This is a genomic window from Streptosporangium sp. NPDC053982 (genome assembly GCF_055585205.1).
This window is the reverse complement of record NZ_JBVJKQ010000016.1, coordinates 206764-224030: the sequence shown is the minus strand read 5'-3', so window position 1 is coordinate 224030 and position 17267 is coordinate 206764. Positions and strand designations below refer to the sequence as shown.

13 protein-coding genes are annotated in these 17267 nt (G+C 72.2%); 5 read left to right on the top strand and 8 right to left on the bottom strand.

Going from position 1 to position 17267, the window contains the following annotated elements:
• Positions 1-48 precede the first annotated feature (48 nt).
• The 4 genes from ACZ6W9_RS28765 to ACZ6W9_RS28750 all read left to right on the top strand — a co-directional run bounded on the left by ACZ6W9_RS28765 (position 49) and on the right by ACZ6W9_RS28750 (position 3717).
• On the top strand, positions 49-231 hold the full coding sequence (locus ACZ6W9_RS28765) for a hypothetical protein (protein ID WP_362930310.1): 183 nt from the start codon (positions 49-51) through the stop codon (positions 229-231).
• Between the two features lie 579 nt (positions 232-810).
• Positions 811-1686 carry a mechanosensitive ion channel family protein gene (locus tag ACZ6W9_RS28760; protein ID WP_389966010.1) on the top strand — a complete coding sequence of 292 codons (876 nt, stop codon included), beginning with the start codon at positions 811-813 and terminating at the stop codon, positions 1684-1686.
• 36 nt (positions 1687-1722) lie between these two features.
• Positions 1723-2121, top strand: a complete 399-nt coding sequence (locus tag ACZ6W9_RS28755) for a globin (protein WP_362930306.1) — start codon at positions 1723-1725, stop codon at positions 2119-2121.
• Positions 2122-2187: 66 nt separating this feature from the next.
• Positions 2188-3717: a glycoside hydrolase family 13 protein gene (locus ACZ6W9_RS28750; protein ID WP_470120530.1), complete on the top strand. Its 1530-nt coding sequence runs from the start codon at positions 2188-2190 to the stop codon at positions 3715-3717.
• 208 nt (positions 3718-3925) lie between these two features.
• Here ACZ6W9_RS28750 and ettA read toward each other — a convergent pair whose 3' ends face one another.
• The 8 genes from ettA to ACZ6W9_RS28710 form a co-directional block, all read right to left on the bottom strand.
• On the bottom strand, positions 3926-5590 hold the full coding sequence (gene ettA / locus ACZ6W9_RS28745) for an energy-dependent translational throttle protein EttA (RefSeq protein WP_389966017.1): 1665 nt from the start codon (positions 5588-5590) through the stop codon (positions 3926-3928).
• Positions 5591-5600: 10 nt separating this feature from the next.
• Positions 5601-6863 (bottom strand): GGDEF domain-containing protein, encoded by a 1263-nt coding sequence (locus ACZ6W9_RS28740; RefSeq protein WP_389966020.1) that lies wholly within the window; start codon positions 6861-6863, stop codon positions 5601-5603.
• Positions 6864-7357: 494 nt separating this feature from the next.
• Entirely contained in the window at positions 7358-8050 is a 693-nt protein-coding gene (locus tag ACZ6W9_RS28735; RefSeq protein ID WP_389966023.1) for a Rossmann-fold NAD(P)-binding domain-containing protein, read from the bottom strand.
• 282 nt (positions 8051-8332) lie between these two features.
• Positions 8333-9232: a single-stranded DNA-binding protein gene (locus tag ACZ6W9_RS28730; protein ID WP_389966026.1), complete on the bottom strand. Its 900-nt coding sequence runs from the start codon at positions 9230-9232 to the stop codon at positions 8333-8335.
• 157 nt (positions 9233-9389) lie between these two features.
• Positions 9390-11033 (bottom strand): YfjP family GTPase, encoded by a 1644-nt coding sequence (locus ACZ6W9_RS28725; protein ID WP_470120527.1) that lies wholly within the window; start codon positions 11031-11033, stop codon positions 9390-9392.
• Between the two features lie 7 nt (positions 11034-11040).
• Positions 11041-12771, bottom strand: a complete 1731-nt coding sequence (locus ACZ6W9_RS28720; RefSeq protein WP_389966031.1) for a GTPase — start codon at positions 12769-12771, stop codon at positions 11041-11043.
• Between the two features lie 1445 nt (positions 12772-14216).
• Entirely contained in the window at positions 14217-15449 is a 1233-nt protein-coding gene (gene cobA / locus ACZ6W9_RS28715; RefSeq protein WP_389966034.1) for a uroporphyrinogen-III C-methyltransferase, read from the bottom strand.
• Between the two features lie 390 nt (positions 15450-15839).
• The gene (locus ACZ6W9_RS28710; RefSeq protein WP_389966037.1) at positions 15840-17045 is read right to left on the bottom strand and encodes a nicotinate-nucleotide--dimethylbenzimidazole phosphoribosyltransferase; all 1206 of its coding nucleotides are present in this window, start codon (positions 17043-17045) and stop codon (positions 15840-15842) included.
• On the opposite strand from ACZ6W9_RS28710, the gene ACZ6W9_RS28705 reads away from it, so the two are divergent.
• Positions 17044-17267, top strand: a 224-nt coding sequence (locus ACZ6W9_RS28705) for a hypothetical protein (protein WP_470120525.1), incomplete at its 3' end; no start/stop codon positions are given. The genes ACZ6W9_RS28710 and ACZ6W9_RS28705 overlap by 2 nt on opposite strands.

Below are 17267 nucleotides of genomic sequence, written 5' to 3'. Positions count from 1 at the left end.
CTACACGCACGATTGGTGCGTACCCGATCGGGTCGCCCCTTTGTCCGCGTGATCAACCCGAACGCGACCAGCCTGGCGGAGAACGTCACCTGCCGGGCGCAGCCGGCCACGAGCCCCTTCCCCCCGGACGTGTACTACTGGTGGTCCTGGGGAGAGCGGATGCACACGGTCGAGGATCCCGCCGGTGCGGCGACCAAGGTCGCACGAGTGCTCGCCGCGGTGGGGGAGTGACACCGGCGGCGGGCGGGGACGGGGTCGCAGCCGTCCGCGTCCGCCGCGCCCACCGCGGTCCGACGGGGGCGGCGGGGTGATCCGGTGCGGAGCGTCCTCGGACGCTGGGCACCCCGCCGACCTCCCCGAAATCCGCCGTGAAGGAGAGACCGGCGCCCCCTTCCGCCGCGTCCCCTCCCACGGCGTCCACGAAGCCACCGCCCGGATCCGTCCGGGCGGAGGCCGGAGGGATCCCTCCCGGGAACGGCACGGGACACGCTTCCGGGTGCGTGCCCCGGCCGGGCCGTCCGCCACCGGGCCGTCTCCGGATCCGCCCCCGCGGCCCCGGTCCGGGCGTCCCCGTCTTCCCCGGCGCGATGTGACGGCGGCCGGATCGGTCGGCAATATGGACTGGCAACGCGAGTTGCCCGTTTCGCCTACCGACCCGATCCGGGAGGGATCCACTCCGTGTTCCTGCTCGCCCCCGCCCCCACTCCCACTCCGGCGCCCACCGACGTGCCAGGAGTGGAACAACTTCTCGACATGAGTGCGGGCCTTACCAAGGGATGTGAGAACGGTGGAGGGCTAATCTGCAGTCTCATGCAGTCCGTCCTGCCCGCCGCCTGGGCGCCCGCGGTCGCCGGCGCGATCGCCATCGTTCTCGTCGTGCTCGTCGCACTGATCACCCGGAACGTCGCCAACCGCCTGATCACCCGGGTGGTGCGCCGCGCCTCCGCCTCCAACGGCGGCTCGATCGCCGGCCGGTTGCGCGGCAAGCAGAACATCCCGCTGGAGGGTCTCGACGCGGTCGCCGCCGAGCGGCGCCGGCAGCGGGCGGAGACCATCGGCTCGGTGCTGCGGTCGGTCGCCTCGGTCGTCATCCTCGGCACCGCCGTGCTGACCGTCCTGGACCGGCTGTCGGTCCCCATCGCGCCCCTGCTCACCAGCGTCGGCATCGTCGGCGTGGCCGTGGGCTTCGGCGCCCAGGAACTCGTCAAGGATTTCATCGCCGGCATGTTCATGCTCCTGGAGGACCAGTACGGCGTGGGCGACGTGATCGACGCGGGCGCCGCCGCCGGCACCGTCGAGGCGGTCACCCTGCGCATCACCCGGCTGCGCGACAGCGACGGCCGGGTCTGGTACATCCGCAACGGCACCATCGTCCGGATCGGCAACGAGTCGCAGGGGTGGGCCCGCGCCGTCGTGGACGTCCCGGTGGCCTACGCCTCCGACATCCCCGCGGTCCGGGAGCTGCTCCAGCAGGTGGTCGACGACATGTGGGGCGACCCCGCCTACCGCGACGTCATCCTGGTCGAGGAGCCGCAGGTCTGGGGCATCGAGCAGATCTCCGACACCGCGATCGTCTTCCGGATCAGCGCCAAGACGATCCCCTCCCGGCAGTCCGAGATCGCCCGCGAGCTCCGCCTCCGGGTCAAGTCGGCCCTGGATCGCGCGGCCATCACGATCGCCGGCTGACGCCGTCCGGGTCCGGCGTCGCTTAGGCTTGGAGCCGTGTCCGCTATCCCCGAGGAACCACAGTCCTTCTACGACGCCGTCGGCGGCGAGGAGACCTTCCGCCGTCTCGTCCACCGCTTCTACGAAGGCGTCGTGAAAGACCCGCTGCTGTGGCCGCTCTACCCCGAAGAGGACCTCGCCGGGGCCGAGGACCGGCTCACCCTCTTCCTGATGCAGTACTGGGGCGGCCCGAACACCTACAGCGCGCAGCGCGGCCACCCGCGGCTGCGGATGCGGCACAACCCGTTCGTCATCGGCCCGGCCGAACGCGACGCCTGGCTGCGGCACATGCACGACGCGGTGGTCTCGCTGGAGCTCCCCGAGGAGGCGGAGAAGCGCCTGTGGGACTACCTGGTGTACGCCGCCCACAGCATGGTCAACGCGCCGGGCGTCTGACCGACGGGGTGGTAACGGCAGGGTCTCCGACGCATAAACCGCATCGGGCCAGGGCAATCCAAGCACATGGAAATCCCCTGGTGGCGTGATGCCGTCGTCTACGAGATCTATGTTCGCAGCTTCGCCGACGCCTCAGGAGACGGCGTCGGCGATCTGCCCGGCATAAGGCAGCGTCTTCCCTACCTCGCCGAGCTCGGCGTGGACGCGATCTGGCTGACCCCCTTCTACCCCTCCCCCATGGCCGACGGCGGCTACGACGTCGCCGACTACCGTGACGTCGACCCGCTGTTCGGCACCCTGGCCGACTTCGACGCGCTCGTGAGCGACGCGCACGCGCTGGGACTGCGGGTGATCGTCGACATCGTGCCCAACCACAGCTCCTCCGAGCACCCCTGGTTCAGGGCGGCGCTGCGAGGTGAGGGCCGGGACCGCTACGTCTTCCGCGACGGCGGGGACGAGCCGCCCAACAACTGGCAGTCGACCTTCAGCGGCCCCGCGTGGACGAAGACCCCCGACGGGCAGTGGTACCTCCACCTGTTCGCGCCGGAGCAGCCCGACTTCAACTGGCGCCACCCCGACGTGCACGCCGAGTTCCTCGACGTGCTGAGGTTCTGGCTGGACCGCGGGGTGGACGGGTTCCGGATCGATGTGGCGATGGGCCTCTACAAGGCCGACGGCCTGCCCGACCTGCCCCCCGAGGACCAGGCGTTCCGGTCCGAGTCGCCGATCTGGGGGCGCCCCGAGGTGCACGAGGTGTACCGGGAGTGGCGCAAGGTCCTCGACTCCTACCCCGGGGAGCGGATGGCGATCGGCGAGGTATGGACCGACTCCGCCGAGGACCTCGCCCTGTACCTGCGTCCCGACGAGCTGCACCAGAGCTTCAACTTCGCCTGGCTGGAGGCGCCGTGGTCGGCCACGGCGTTCCGGAAGGTCATCGACGACACCCTGGCCGCGGTGACCGCTCCGACGTGGGTGCTGTCCAACCACGACGTGGTCCGCCACGTCACCCGGTACGGCGAGGGTCTGGCGAACTCCACGGCCGGCCTGGCCCGCGCCAGGGCCGCCCTGCTCGCCATGCTGGCCCTGCCGGGGTCGGCATATCTGTACCAGGGGGAGGAACTCGGACTCCCCGAGGTCAAGGATCTTCCCCCGGAGGTGCGCCAGGACCCCGTCTTCCGCCGCTCCGAGGGTTCGCTGCCGGGCCGGGACGGGTGCCGGGTGCCACTGCCCTGGTCAGGTACGGCCGCGCCGTACGGCTTCTCACCCGACGGGGCGGGGGCGTGGCTGCCGCAGCCGGGCGACTGGGCCGCGCTGACCGCCGAACGGCAGACCGCCGACCCGGGATCGACCCTGCACTTCTACAAGGAGGCGCTGCGCGCCCGGCGCGAGCTGCGCGGCGCCCTGCCCGGCGGGATCACCTGGCTCGACTCCCCCGAGGACGCCCTCGCCTTCACCCGCGGCCCGCTGACGTGCGTCCTCAACTGCGGCACCGAGCCGGTGCCGCTTCCCCCGCACGAGCACGTGCTGATCGGCAGCGCGCCGGTGGACGGCTATCTGCTCCCCCCGGACACCGCCGCCTGGCTGCACACGCCCTGACCCGGCGGGCGGCCGGGCCCGGACGCGCGAGGCCACCCGGACGCGTGAAGCCACCCGGGCACGCGAGGCCGTCTCGCCGTACGAGACGGCCGGAGGCGTGAGACAGCCGGAGGCGGAGACGGCTCGGAATCGCGAGACGGCCAGGACGCATGAGGCGGCCCGCCGCTCCCCGTACGGGGTGCGGCGGGCCGCCTCATGCCGTTCCGCGTCAGTCGCGGGTGAGCTTGCGGTAGGTGACTCGGTGCGGACGCGCCGCGTCGGCCCCCAGGCGCTCGACCTTGTTCTTCTCGTAGTCGGCGAAGTTGCCCTCGAACCAGAACCAGTCGGAGTCGCCCTCCCACGCCAGGATGTGGGTGGCGATGCGGTCGAGGAACCACCGGTCGTGCGAGGTGATGACCGCGCAGCCCGGGAACTCGAGCAGCGCGTTCTCCAGGCTGGAGAGCGTCTCGGTGTCGAGGTCGTTGGTGGGCTCGTCCAGCAGCAGCACGTTGCCGCCCTGCTTGAGGGTCAGGGCCAGGTTGAGCCGGTTGCGCTCGCCACCGGACAGGACACCGGCCTTCTTCTGCTGGTCCGGGCCCTTGAAGCCGAACGCGGCGATGTAGGCGCGCGACGGCATCTCCACCTGGCCGACCTTGATGTGGTCGAGCCCGTCGGAGACGACCTCCCAGACGTTCTTCTGCGGGTCGATGCCTCCGCGGCTCTGGTCGGCGTAGGAGATCTGGACGGTCTCACCGACGACGATCTTCCCGCTGTCCGGCGTCTCCCCCCCGGTGATCATCCGGAACAGGGTGGTCTTGCCGACGCCGTTGGGACCGATGACGCCGACGATGCCGTTGCGGGGCAGGTCGAACGACAGGTCGTCCATCAGGACACGGTCACCGAAGCCCTTGGTGAGGTTCTCCGCACGGATGACCGTGGTGCCCAGGCGCGGGCCCGGCGGGATCTGGATCTCCTCGAAGTCCAGCTTCCGGTACTTGTCGGCCTCGGCGGCCATCTCCTCGTAGCGCTGCAGACGCGCCCTGCTCTTGGTCTGGCGGGCCCTGGCGTTGGAGCGGACCCACTCCAGCTCCTCCTCCAGGCGCTTCTTGCGCTTGGCGTCCTTCTGACCCTCCAGCTTGAGCCGGGCGGCCTTGGCCTCGAGGTAGGTGGAGTAGTTGCCCTCGTAGGGGTGGCAACGGCCGCGGTCGAGCTCCAGGATCCAGGTGGCGACGTTGTCCAGGAAGTAACGGTCGTGGGTGACGGCCAGGACGGTGCCGGGGTATTTCTCCAGGTGCGACTCCAGCCACTGGACGCTCTCGGCGTCGAGGTGGTTGGTGGGCTCGTCGAGCAGCAGCAGGTCGGGCTGCTCCAGCAGCAGTTTGCACAGCGCGACCCGGCGGCGCTCACCACCGGAGAGCGTGGTGACGTCGGCGTCCGGGGGCGGGCAGCGCAGGGCGTCCATCGCCTGTTCGAGCTGGCTGTCGAGATCCCACGCGTTGCGGTGGTCGATGACCTCCTGGAGCTTGCCCATCTCCTCCAGCAGCTCGTCGCTGTAGTCGGTGGCCATCAGCTCGCTGATCTCGTTGAACCGGTCGAGCATGGCCTTGGTCTCGGCGACGCCCTCCTCGACGTTGCCGAGCACGGTCTTCGACTCGTTCAGCGGGGGCTCCTGCTGGAGCATGCCGACGGTGAAGCCGGGCATGAGCCGGGCGTCGCCGTTGGACGGCTGCTCCAGACCCGCCATCATCTTCAGCAGCGTCGACTTTCCGGTGCCGTTGGGGCCCAGGACGCCGATCTTGGCGCCCGGCAGGAACGACAAGGTGACGTCGTCGAGGACGACCTTGTCGCCGTGCGCCTTGCGCACGCGCTGCAATGTATAGATGTACTCCGGCATGACTTCTAGCTTAGGGCCTCTCGGGCTTTGCTAGGGGCGGCCGGGGTCCGGGGCCGGTGGGCCGGGGAATCACGGCGACGGGAAGGCAGATCCGGTCGCGGCCCATCTCCTTGGCCTGGTAAAGAGCGAGGTCCGCGGCGGCGAGCAACTCGATCAGGTCGTCTCCGTGCATGCTCATGATCGCGACGCCGGCGGAGATCGTCACCGTGACGAGATTGTCGTCGGCGGGGACCGCCATCCGCCCGATGCGGGACCGCAGCCGCTCGGCGACCCTGCGCGCCTCGGTCACATCGGCCCGGGGCAGCAGGACGACGAACTCCTCGCCTCCGAACCGGCCCACCACGTCGTAGTCCCGCAGCTGGCTGCGGATGGTCGAGGCGACGCCGGCCAGCACCTGGTCGCCGACCAGGTGGCCGTAGGTGTCGTTGACCCGCTTGAAGTGGTCGATGTCCACGATCAGCAGGGCCAGCGTCTCCCCCGTGCGTCGGGCCCGGACGATCTCGGTGTCGGCCTCGCGCTGCCAGGCCGCCGCGTTGAGCAGGCCGGTCTTCGGGTCGGTGCGGGCCGCGGCCTGGAGCTGGGCGTGCAGCAGGCTGCGCTGGAGCAGCATCACCGGCGGCAGTGCCAGCACCAGCAGGGCGAGGTTCAGCCCGCAGGTGATCGCGACGAGGATGCCGACGCACAGCTCGACCACGTCGAGCAGCAGGTTCTCCCGGTTCCACAGCACCTCCCTCCACCGGCTGTCGGGCGCCGCCGCGTGCGCGGCGATGGCGATCAACGCGGTGTTGAGCACCGTGAACAGGGCCGCGCACCCCACGGCGACGAGGATCGGCACCCCTGCCCCGGTGGTCAGCGCGCTCAGATCGCCCACGACGGAGTGGAACAGCACCGAGGCCGAGCACGCGGCCAGGCCGATGGCGGCCGAGCTGAAGACCCGCCGGTAGGCCACCGTCTCGCGCACGCGCTTCTGCAGCAGGATCTGGAGCGGGATCGGCGACAGCAGCGCGTACACCGGAGGCAGCAGCAACGCGACGGGCAGCCACCAGGCCGACAGCAGGTCGCGCGAGACGCCGGCGGGCATGCCGAGCCTGCGGGTCGCCTCGATGCAGACGGCTCCGCACGCCATCAGCGCGGTGAAGGTGAGCACGTCGTGCCAGCGGAAGTCCGTCGAGACGGCGAAGAAGCCGACGGCGAGGAAATCGAGCGCTACGATCGCGCAAAGATAGACGACCAGTGGACGGCGCTGCCCAAGCAAGGGCCAGCGATCAGCCAAGGCCGTCACACCGTCACGCGGTTTGACCGAGGTGTGACCGGGTGCCGTCATGTCGCCCCCTTCTCCGACTAACGATGTGTAACACGATAGTTGCGGAGTGTGCGGCGCGCGACGGGAACCGCTACCTTGAGCGGGTGGGCGCGTGTCTCGACGGCCCGCGAGCGAAAGGACCCGCTCCCCGCCGAGCGGACCGCGTGGGAAAGGAGCAGCCATGCTGCGGGGTGTGACCTGGACCTGACAGGTGCTCCGGCATCTGGCACGGGCAAGACCATCGGGCCGTCTCCACCGGCGCCACCGCCCTCCCGGCGGAGCACCGGCCGCGTCCGGCCGATGCCCCCTCACCCCTCGGGTCTCCCGGGGACACCGCCCGGCACCGGAAGCCCACCGCGGGAACCTCGTCATCCGGAGAACACCTCTGCCAGACCGGAACGCCTCCGCGGGAAAGCCGAGCGGGAAGCTCGCTTCCCGGACTACCGTGGGGCCGCCACGAGGGGTCACCGAGTTGTAGTGATCTGCCCGAGGATGTCCGTCGTCATGCGATCGAGGCGTGCAGCGGCGGCCGGGTCGAAATCCTTGCCGGTCAGCGACAACGGTCTGCCGCGCATGCAGGCGGTGAGGGCGGGTCCCGGCGCGGCGTCCAGCAGTGCGGCGATCGGCACGATCGCCTTGCCGACCGGCATCGCGAAGAGCCGGGCGAGCGCCTTGGTGACGGCACGCATGGGCTGCGGCAACGGGTCGGCCATGCCCGTGTTCACGAAGCCGGGGTTGTAGAGGACATAGCGCGTGCGAGCGGCCGGGTAGCGGGCGGGGAAGGCGGTTCCCAGCAGGTCGTTGCAGCGAGAGGACTGCATCGCCGCGCGCATCCCCGTATAGCCTTCGCGCCATTGGAGGTCGTCCCAGTTGATGCGACCCGGCAAGCCGCCGGGTCCGGCGATGTTCATCACGACGGGCGCCTCGGCGCGTTCCAGGTGTCCCATCAGGTCATGGCCGATGACGAAGCGGCTCAGGTAGGCGAGCGCGAAGGTGAATTCCAGCCCGTCCGCCGTCTCTTCGCGCCTGGGGCGGAAACGCTGGGCCGCGAGCACCAGCCCGTCCACGGCCTCGGTGGTCGCCGTCACCTCCTCGACCACCTGCCGCATTCCCGCGACGGTGCTCAGGTCGGTCGAGGAGACGCGCACACTGGTCACACGGCTGGTCGCCGCCTTGGCCGACTGAGCTATGCCGCGTCAGGCCACGTCCGCCCTGTTGACGATCCTCCGTAGGCGGGAGTCGCCGGCGTTGCGGTCGCGCCAGGCGATGTAACGGCGGATCATGATCCTCGCTCCCGAGGGGAGGCGCGGTCGGCCACCTCGGAAACATCGCCTTCACCGGCTCGGCGCGCTCCTGGCCTATGATGCCTGCCGCGCCGGGGAACCGTAGCGGAACACCCGCCCGGCAGGCATCACGCTCAGGCCGATCCGATCACCGGTTCAGGCCGCCGCGCGCACCTCGACGGGCCACGGCGTCTCGTCCGTCTCCTCCGGCACCGGTGACTCCCGCCTCTGGGATCTCCGTCCTGACGGCTTCCGCGCGGCCTCGCCGGGGGCCTCCCCGCCGGCCCTCTCCACAGCGGCACCCTCACCGGCGGCCCGCTCCGCGCCTGTGACCTCCTCCCCGGCCCGCTCCACCGGGGACTCCACGGTGGAGTCCCCGGTGGATTTCACGACGGCCTCCGCGCCGGCCTCCTCCATGCCGGTCCTCTCCGCCCCCGTCCCAACGGTCGCGTCGTGCCCTGCCGGATCCTGGCCGCCCGCGGCGCCGTCGCCGGACCGGACCAGCGTGAGGGCTCCGGGAGAGGACACCGCCGCGGTGCCCGGAACGGACGGCGTCACGGCGTCCGGGACGGATCCCGCCGCGGCACCGGGAACGGGTGCGGACGTGAGGGCCGCCGTACCGCCCATGGCCCAGTCGTGCGTCCCGTGGTCGAGCTCGCTCCGCTCGTCGCGGCCCAGCGACGGGGCGTTCCCGCCCCGCATCGGCTTGGTGAAGCTCCCGAGGCCCCAACGCAGGTCGTGGCCGAGTGAGTTGGCCTCCACCTCGGGCATGAAACGACGCTCGCCCTCGTGGACGAACTCGCGTATCCGCAACCGCCCCTGCACGACGATCGGCTGGCCGAGCCGTACCGACTGGGCGACGTTGTCAGCGAGCCCGCGGAAGCAGCGGACGCCGAAGTACGTCGTCTCGCCGTTGCACCACTGCTGGTTGTCCCTGTCGAAGTAACGACTGGTCGAGGCGACCTTGAGCGAGGTGACCCGGCTTCCGTCGGGGAAGGTGTGCTGGCGCGGCGGCGCCGCGACGTTGCCGGTCAGCGTGATCTGGATGTCGTTCATCGTGATCTCCCGTGAAGGCGGGCGGGCTGCCCGCGGCCTGAGGACACGATGGCCCGTGCCGCCATCGGCACGGGTCTCCGAACGTCGTTCTGTGGATGACCGCGTGATCACGCCCCGGCCCTGTGGACAACCCCGGCCCCACAGAGAACGGAAGACGTCACCCCTGGACGCCGCGCATGGCGGCGTAGAACTCGTTGTACCTGCTCAGTTCCTTCTCCACCGGATCGATCACCAGCTCTCCGGCCACCGCGGCCACCCTGCGGCGCATCTCCCGTTCCAGGCGCTCCCGCTCGTTCTCCGCCCGCATCGCGACGATGTTGCGGGCGGCCGTGGCGGAGAGCAGGCCGAGCCCCAGGACCGAGAACATCATCAGCCCCACCCACGGCAGCGAGGCCGCGTCCGCGAAGAACTCCAGCGCCGCGGGCGGCTTCCCCGCGCCGAACACTCCGTAGGCGAGAGCCGTACCCGCCCAGGCGAGACCGGCCACGAAGAGCAGGACGAGCAGGTACTGCCAGACCCGCGCCAGCCGCCACCAGGCGGGGACCCGGTCGAGGCGCGGCGCGACCTCCGACAGCTCCTCGGAGAGCACCCCGGGAAGCCGGTCCGCGTGGGAACGCGCCGCGTCCCTGATCCCGTTGCGCCACGCCTCGTGCATGCCGGTGGTCAGGCCGTCGGCCAGGGCGTGCACCGCGTTGTCCACCTCGGCGGGCTGGGCGCTGACCGCGCCCCCGGTCAGACCGCGGATCTCCTCCTTCAGCCCGCCCAGGCGCAGGCTGCTCAGCGGGTCGGGCCGGAGCGCGGCGGTCCAGCGGGCGTACGGCCAGCCCAGCCACTCCGTCGCCCGCACGCCGTACACGTTCTCCATGGCCTCTCCGACGGCGGGCACGCCGACGGCGTCGCAGAGGGCGTCGGTCAGGCCGATCCTGCGGGCCTCGTCGACGGACGCGGCGGCGGCCGGGGCTCCCTCCGCGGGCATGGCCTTCGTCAGCCGCGCGGTGAGCCGGTCCAGGTCGGCCTCGATGCGCTGGACCGCCGCACGGCGCCTTGTGACGGTCTCGGCGAGGACGGCCTTCAGCTCATCGACGCCCTCCCCGGTGAGCGCGGAGGTGGTGACGATGACGGGGTCGGTGACCCCTTCGCGGCGCAGCAGGTCCGCCAGGTCGGAGACGCACTCGGCCCGCTCCTCCGGCTCCAGGCGGTCGGCCTGGTTGAGCACGAAGATCGTCACCGCGTCGTGCCCGGCCAGCTCGGTGACGTAGCGGCGATGGGTGGAGGCGTCGGCGTACTTCTGCGGGTCGAGCACCCACACCACGAGGTCGGCGATCTGGATGAGCCGGTCCGCCTCGGTATCGGTGAGCGCCCGGATGGAGTCGTGGTCGGGCAGGTCGAGCAGGATCAGCCCGTGCAACCGGCCCTCCCCCCGGTCCAGCGCGCTGGCCCTGGCGAAACGGTGCCGCCACTGGATCTGCAGCCAGTCGAGCAGCGGACCGGCGCCGTCCAGGCCCCACACGCAGGCGTGGGTACGGGCCGTCGTGGGGCGGCGGACCCCGGTCGGCGACAGCTCCAGACCGGAGACCGCGTTGAACAGGGTCGACTTGCCGCTCCCCGTGCCTCCGGCGAGCGCGACCACGGTGTGCTCGGAGGAGAGCTTGAGCCGGTCTCCGGCGCGCAGCAGCAGTCGCCCCGAGCCGCTGAGGATCTCGGGATCGACCCTGTCCGGTCCCAGCTCCACGACCCGGGCCAGTGCGGCGAGCCTGACGCCGATTCCCTGCCGGGTACGGGTGGTGCCAACGGTGGTCATCGCTCGCTTACCGTTCCTCGTTCACCGCGGGGGCACCTCGCCCCGCGCGGACCACTTCAAGGTTGTACGCCGCCTGGTAGAGGCGGGTGGCGGCGGACTCGTCCGGCACACCCGCGCCGTCGAGGACCCGGGTGTGACGCGACGTCTCGTCGTCGAAGATCGCGCCGATCCGGGCGTGCAGGTCGCTGCGGGCCCTGGCGCCGATGGTCCGCACCGACTCGGCACCCAGCAGGGCGTTGACGAGCCGTTGCGGCAGGGTTCCCGAACCGGGCCCGGCGGCCTCCGCCGGACCGTGCCCGAGGAGGCCCACCGTGAAGACCAGCGCCAGCGACTCGACGTCGAACGAGACCAGCCGCGCCACCGACCGCTTGCTCACGCCCTCGGTGCGGATCAGCTCGACGATGTGGTCCTGCCAGGCGGCGATGGTACGGCCGGTCCTGCGCGCCAGGTCGTCGGAGGCGCGGCCGAGATCCGGGGCGACCGCCAGGATCTTCTCCGTGCCGGGCCGCTGCGACCAGCGGGAGACGGCCTCCTCGGAGGCCCGCTGCGCCGCCGAGATGACGACGGACTCCAGGCCCGCCCGGAGCGCCGCCTTCAGCGCGGTGATCCGCTCGGGGGCCTGCCGGTCCGCCTTGCCCGCGAACCGACCGGGCCTGCGCAGGTGCAGGGTCCGCATGAGGTCGCCCGAGCCCGCGAAGTCCTGCCAGCGGGCGAGCACCTCGCCGCAGAGCAACGAGCCGTCGCCGGTCGCCTTCTCGATCGCGGCCAGCGCCCCGCCGTAGACGGCGTCCACGTCCCGGCGGAGCTCTCCCCGGAACGCGACCTGGAACTCCAGTTGCCGGGCCAGCGCGGGCATCCGGGTGCGGAAACTGTCGAGCACGCCGGACAACGTCGCCTGTACGGCGCGCGCCCGGCGCTGTTCGTCGATGGACAGCCCGGTCAGCCAGTCGCGGAGCTCGGCGACCTCGTGGGCGGGGAGCATGCCGCCGGTGACCTTGCTCTCCTCGACGACGAAGCGCTCGACGTCGCCCAGGCCGTACTCGGCCAGCATCCTGAAGAAGTGCTTGGTGACCACGTCACGCGACCTGGGCGGCACCCGGGAGAGCACGATGGCCAGCTCGGCCCCGCGCTCCTTGGCCAGACGCAGCAGTCGCCACGCCGGGGCGTCGGCGTAACGAGTCGCTGTGGTGACAAATATCCATAAATCGCCCACGTCGAGCATGCGGTGGGCGATCTCGTGGTGCTCCTCGACGACCGAGTCGATGTCCGGGGTGTCGAGCAGGGCCATGCCCGCCGGAAGACCCTCCGCGGGAGCGAGCACCAGGGAGTCACGGCCGACCGCGGCCGGGACGGTCTCCTGCCTGCGCAGGCTTCCCAGCACGTCGCCCTTGGCGAACCAGTCCCGGTCGTCGGGGTGACAGGCGAGAACCGGGGTGGCGGTGGTCGGACGGCGCACGCCGGTGGGGCTGACCCGGGCCCCGGACAGGGTGTTGAGCAGTGTGGACTTGCCCGCGCCGGTCGAGCCCGCGATGACCACCAGCGCGGGGGCGGTGCTCGTACGGACCCGGGGGATCACGTAGTCGTCGAGCTGGGCGAGGACCTCCTCCTGAGCCCGCCGCGATTCCTCGGCCCCGGGGAGGTCGAGGCCGAACCTCAGGCCGGTGACGCCCTCGCGCACGGCGGTCAGCGCGCGGCTCAGGAGGCCGGCGGCGGCGTCGGGCAGCGGGGTCTCCCGCATCCGGTCCGGGCCGTCCGCGGAACGCGGGGCGGGCGCAGGACCCGGGGCAGGCGCGGAACGCGGGGCGGGCGCAGGACCCGGGGCAGGCGCGGAACGCGGGGCGGGCGCAGGACCCGGGGCAGGCGCAGGACCCGGGTCGCGCACGGAACGCGGGTCGTGTGCGGCGACCGAGCCCTCATCGGGCGCCGGATCCCGGACGGGCTCCGAGTCCTCTCCGAGGCCCGGACCACGCGCGGGATCCGGGACCTGCTCGGGGTCCGAGACCTGCGCGGGGTCCGGGACCCGCGCGATGTCCGGGACCTGCGCGGCCCCGGACACGACGGGCTCCGAATCGGGTACGGCCTCGGAGACGACGGGATCCCGGACGTCCCCGGAAGTCCGGTCACGCACGGGCTCAGCGGCGGGTACGGCCTCGGACGCGACGGGGTCCTGGACATCCGCGAGGACCTGATCGTGTACGGGAGCCGAGTCGTCCACGCGGTCCGAGTCGTCTGCATGGTCCGAGTCGTCCACGCGGTCCGAGTCGCCGACGAGGTCCGGGCCGTCGGCCGGGCCGGCCACGACGTGAGCGGGCGCGGCCCCGGTGGTCTCCCCGTTCTCGCCGGGACCCTCGCCTGCGTCGTCGATGCGGGCGGACGTGGACGCCTCCCCGGACCGGTCCGGGGAGGGAGGCGCGGAGGTCGCACCCTCGGGAGAGCCCGGAGAGGCCCCGGGAGAGCCTGCGGAGGTCACGCCCTCGGGAGAGTCTGGAGAGGAGACCGGGGCGTCGCCCACGGGGGCCTTCTCCACGGGAGCGCTGCTCATGGGGGCGGCTGATGAGGCTTCATGACCGCCCGCCGGCGACGCGGGCGCGTCGCCGGTCAGGGCCGCGATCCTCGCCTGGGCCGCCGCCGCGGCGGCACGGAAGGCGGCCATCGGGTCGTCGGCCGTCGCGGCGGCGCGGAAGTCCGCGAGCGGGTCGCCCGTCGGCGGGCCGGCGGGACCGTTCACCGGCGGGGAGGCGGCCCCACTCCGCGGGGGCACCTCGCCCGAGGGCCGGGCAGGCGCGTCCGCGGGCCGTCCGGGAACATCGGGCCGCGCGGGCGTTCCCCCCGGATGACGGGCAGGCCCCGCACCCGGCGGGGGCGGTCCCGCGGCGCCCTCGCGGGGCGCGGGCGCGTCGCCGGTCAGGGCCGCGATCCTCGCCTGGGCCGCCGCCGCGGCGGCACGGAAGGCGGCCATCGGATCATCGGCGGGCGGGGCGGTGGATCCGCCGGCGTCCCCGACGGCCGGGGGCCGGCCGGACGCGCGGGGGTCCTTGGCGGGGTCGATGGCTCCGAAGGCGAGGGTCTGCTCCCCGGGCGACTCGGCGTCGTCCGGAGCGGCGTCGCCGGAGGGCTCCCGTGAGGCGCGGGCGACTCGGCGATCACGCTCGTCCGGGTGGGGGGGCCTGTTGGCAGGCGACTTCACGGTACGCGCTCCGCTCGAACCATATCGACCTCCTGGCCGACCTTCACGACATCGCCGACGATCACGATCGCAGGTGGCCGGATCCCGGACGCGGTCACGCGCTCCGCCACGGTGGACAACGTCGCGTGGAGAGCCCGTTGGGTGGGAAGAGTACCGTCCTGTACCACCATCACGGGAGTTTCCGGCGAACGTCCCTCATGGATAAGAGTTTCGGCGATTATCCCGATTCGTTCGACGGCCATCATGAGCACCAGGGTTCCGTTGGAACCCGCCAGGTTCGGCCAGTCGACGGTCGATCGCGGATCGCCGGGCGGAACATGGACCGACACCACGTGGAACTCCTGGCTGACGCCGCGGTGCGTCACCGGGACACCCGCCGCGGCGGGCACCGCGACGGGGCTGGTGATGCCCGGTACGACGATGACCGGGATGCCTTCGCGGGCGCAGGCGAGCAGTTCCTCTCCGCCGCGCCCGAAGACGAATGGGTCGCCCCCTTTGAGGCGGACCACGAATTTGCCCTGCTTGGCGTGCTCGACCAGCAGTCCGTTGATCTCCTCCTGGAGCATGGACCGGCCGTAGGGGACCTTCGCGGCGTCGATCAGTTCGACGTCCGGGGGAAGCTCGTCGAGCAGGGCGCGCGGCGCGAGCCGGTCGGCGACGACCACGTCGGCCTGGGCGAGCAATTGCCGGCCGCGCACCGTGATCAGGCTCGGGTCACCGGGACCCCCGCCGACCAGCGCCACACCCACCGGTTTGGTACGGCCGCGCCGGGCGTCGATCGTGCCGTCGCGCAACGCCGTCACCACGGCGTCCCGGATCCCCGCCGCCCGGCGGGGATCACCACCGGCGGTGACCGCCACGTCGATCTCGTCGACCCGTCCGCGGGCGGGGGTCCACGCCGCCGAGGCCTCCCTGTCGTCGGCGCGCACGCACCAGATCCGCTTGGCCTCGGCCTCGGCGGCCACCGCCGCGTTGACCGCCCGGTCGTCGGTGCACGCCTGCACCAGCCAGGCCCCGTCCAGGTCGCCCACCTCGTACGGCCTGGCCTCCCAGATCACGCGGCCGGCCGCGATGAGGTCGTCGAGGGCGTGGGTGACCTCCGGAGAGATGACGGTGACCAGCGCACCGGCGTCGAGCAGCGCCGGGACCCGCCGCTGGGCGACGCGTCCACCGCCCACGACGAGCACCCGCCGTCCGGAGAGGCGCAAACCCAGCAGATAGGGCGACATGCGGCAGATCTCCTGTTCGCGGTCGATCGGTGGGCATGGAGCGTCAGGAGGCAAACCTACCGGCTTGTGACGTGTAGTTGACTGCCTCCGCCCCAACAGAGTTCCCAACAGGGTAAGGAACACATCCCCGTCGCCCCCACGACTTCCCGCTCCCCCCGGAACCTCCGTTTTCCGTGATCTCCCCGGAACCTCCGCGTGGTCTCTCCGGAACCTTCGCACGGTCCCTCCGGGGTCTCAGGCGATCTCCGGACGGCCTTCCGTGATCTCGCCCGGTCTCCCCGACCTTCCGGCCTCCTCCGGCCTCCCGGTCTCCCGACCTCTTCCAGGCTCACCGGGTCCTCCGGTGATCGGTACGGCGGGCCCCGCACCGATCACCGGATCGGGGAAGGCTCACGCCTCCTTGTCCGTGACCCCGGCCGAGTCGAAGGTCGCGACCTCGTGCATCACTCTGACGGCGGCGCAGACCAGCGGGTGGGCGAGCAGCCCGCCGGTCCCCTCCCCCAGTCGCATCTCCAGCTCCACCAGGGGCCGCAGGCCCAGATGATCGAGGGCGACGGCGTGGCCCGGTTCGGCCGAGCGGTGTCCGGCGACGCAGTGGTCCACCGAGCCGGGGGCCAGCGCGGCGGCCGCGAGCGCGGCCGAGCCCGCGATGACGCCGTCGAGGATGACCGGCACCCGGGCGGCGGCCCCGCCCAGGATGAACCCGGCGATCGCCGCGTGCTCCAGCCCGCCGACCGCGGCCAGCGTCTCCAGCGCCGATCGCGCCGGCGCTTCGCCGGACGCGCCGCCCGAGCCCTCCCGGCCGCCCGAGCCCTCAGGACCGCCCCGACCGTCCGAGCTCCACGAGCCCTCCGAGCGGCCCGAGCCCTCCGAAGCGTCCAGGGCGTCCGCGCTCTCCGCCGGGCCGGCGGCCAGGCCGTTGATCCGCAGCGCGCGCCGGATCACCGCGACCTTCCGTGCCAGCGTCTCGTCGTCGACGCCGGTCCCCCTGCCGGTCACGACGTTCGGGTCCCGGCCGGTGAAGGCACAGATCAACGCGGCCGAGGCCGTGGTGTTGGCGATGCCCATGTCCCCGGTGACCAGGCACCGGGCGCCGTGCTCGACGAGGTCTCGGGCCACGGTGATTCCGGCTTCCAGGGCGGCGACCGCCTGATCGGCGGTCATCGCCGGCCCCTGCGACATGTCGGCGGTGCCGTAGGCGACCTTGCTGACCGTCAGGCCCGGCGCCGGTTCGAGGTCGGCGGCGACGCCGACGTCCACGACCGTCACCGAGGCGCCGACCTGGGCCGCGAAGGCGTTGGCCACCGCGCCGCCCGCGAGGAAGTTGCCGACCATCTGGGCGGTGACCTCCCGCGGCCACGGGCTCACCCCCTGGGCGTGGACGCCGTGGTCGGCGGCGAAGATGGCCAGCGCCGCCGGGAACGGCATCGGCGGCGGGTTGACCGCGGCGGCTCCGGCCAGCCGTACCGCCACCTCCTCCAGGGCGCCCAGGGATCCGCGGGGTTTGGTCAGGTTGTCCTGGTGGGACCTGGCCGCGGCCAGCGCGGCGGGGTCGGCGGGCCTGATCGCGGTGATGGTCTGCTCAAGGAGGGTCATGCCGTTCAGTTTCCGCGAAAACCCGGCGTTCCGCGAAACCCTGGCGTTCCGTGGAACCCTGGCGTTCCGTGGAACCCTGGCGTTCCGTGGAACCCTGGCGTTCCGTGGAACCCTGGCGTTCCGTGGAACCCTGGCGTTCCGTGGAACCCTGGCGTTCCGTGGAACCCTGGCGTTCCGTGGAACCCTGGCGTTCCGTGGAACCCTGGCGTTCCGTGGAACCCA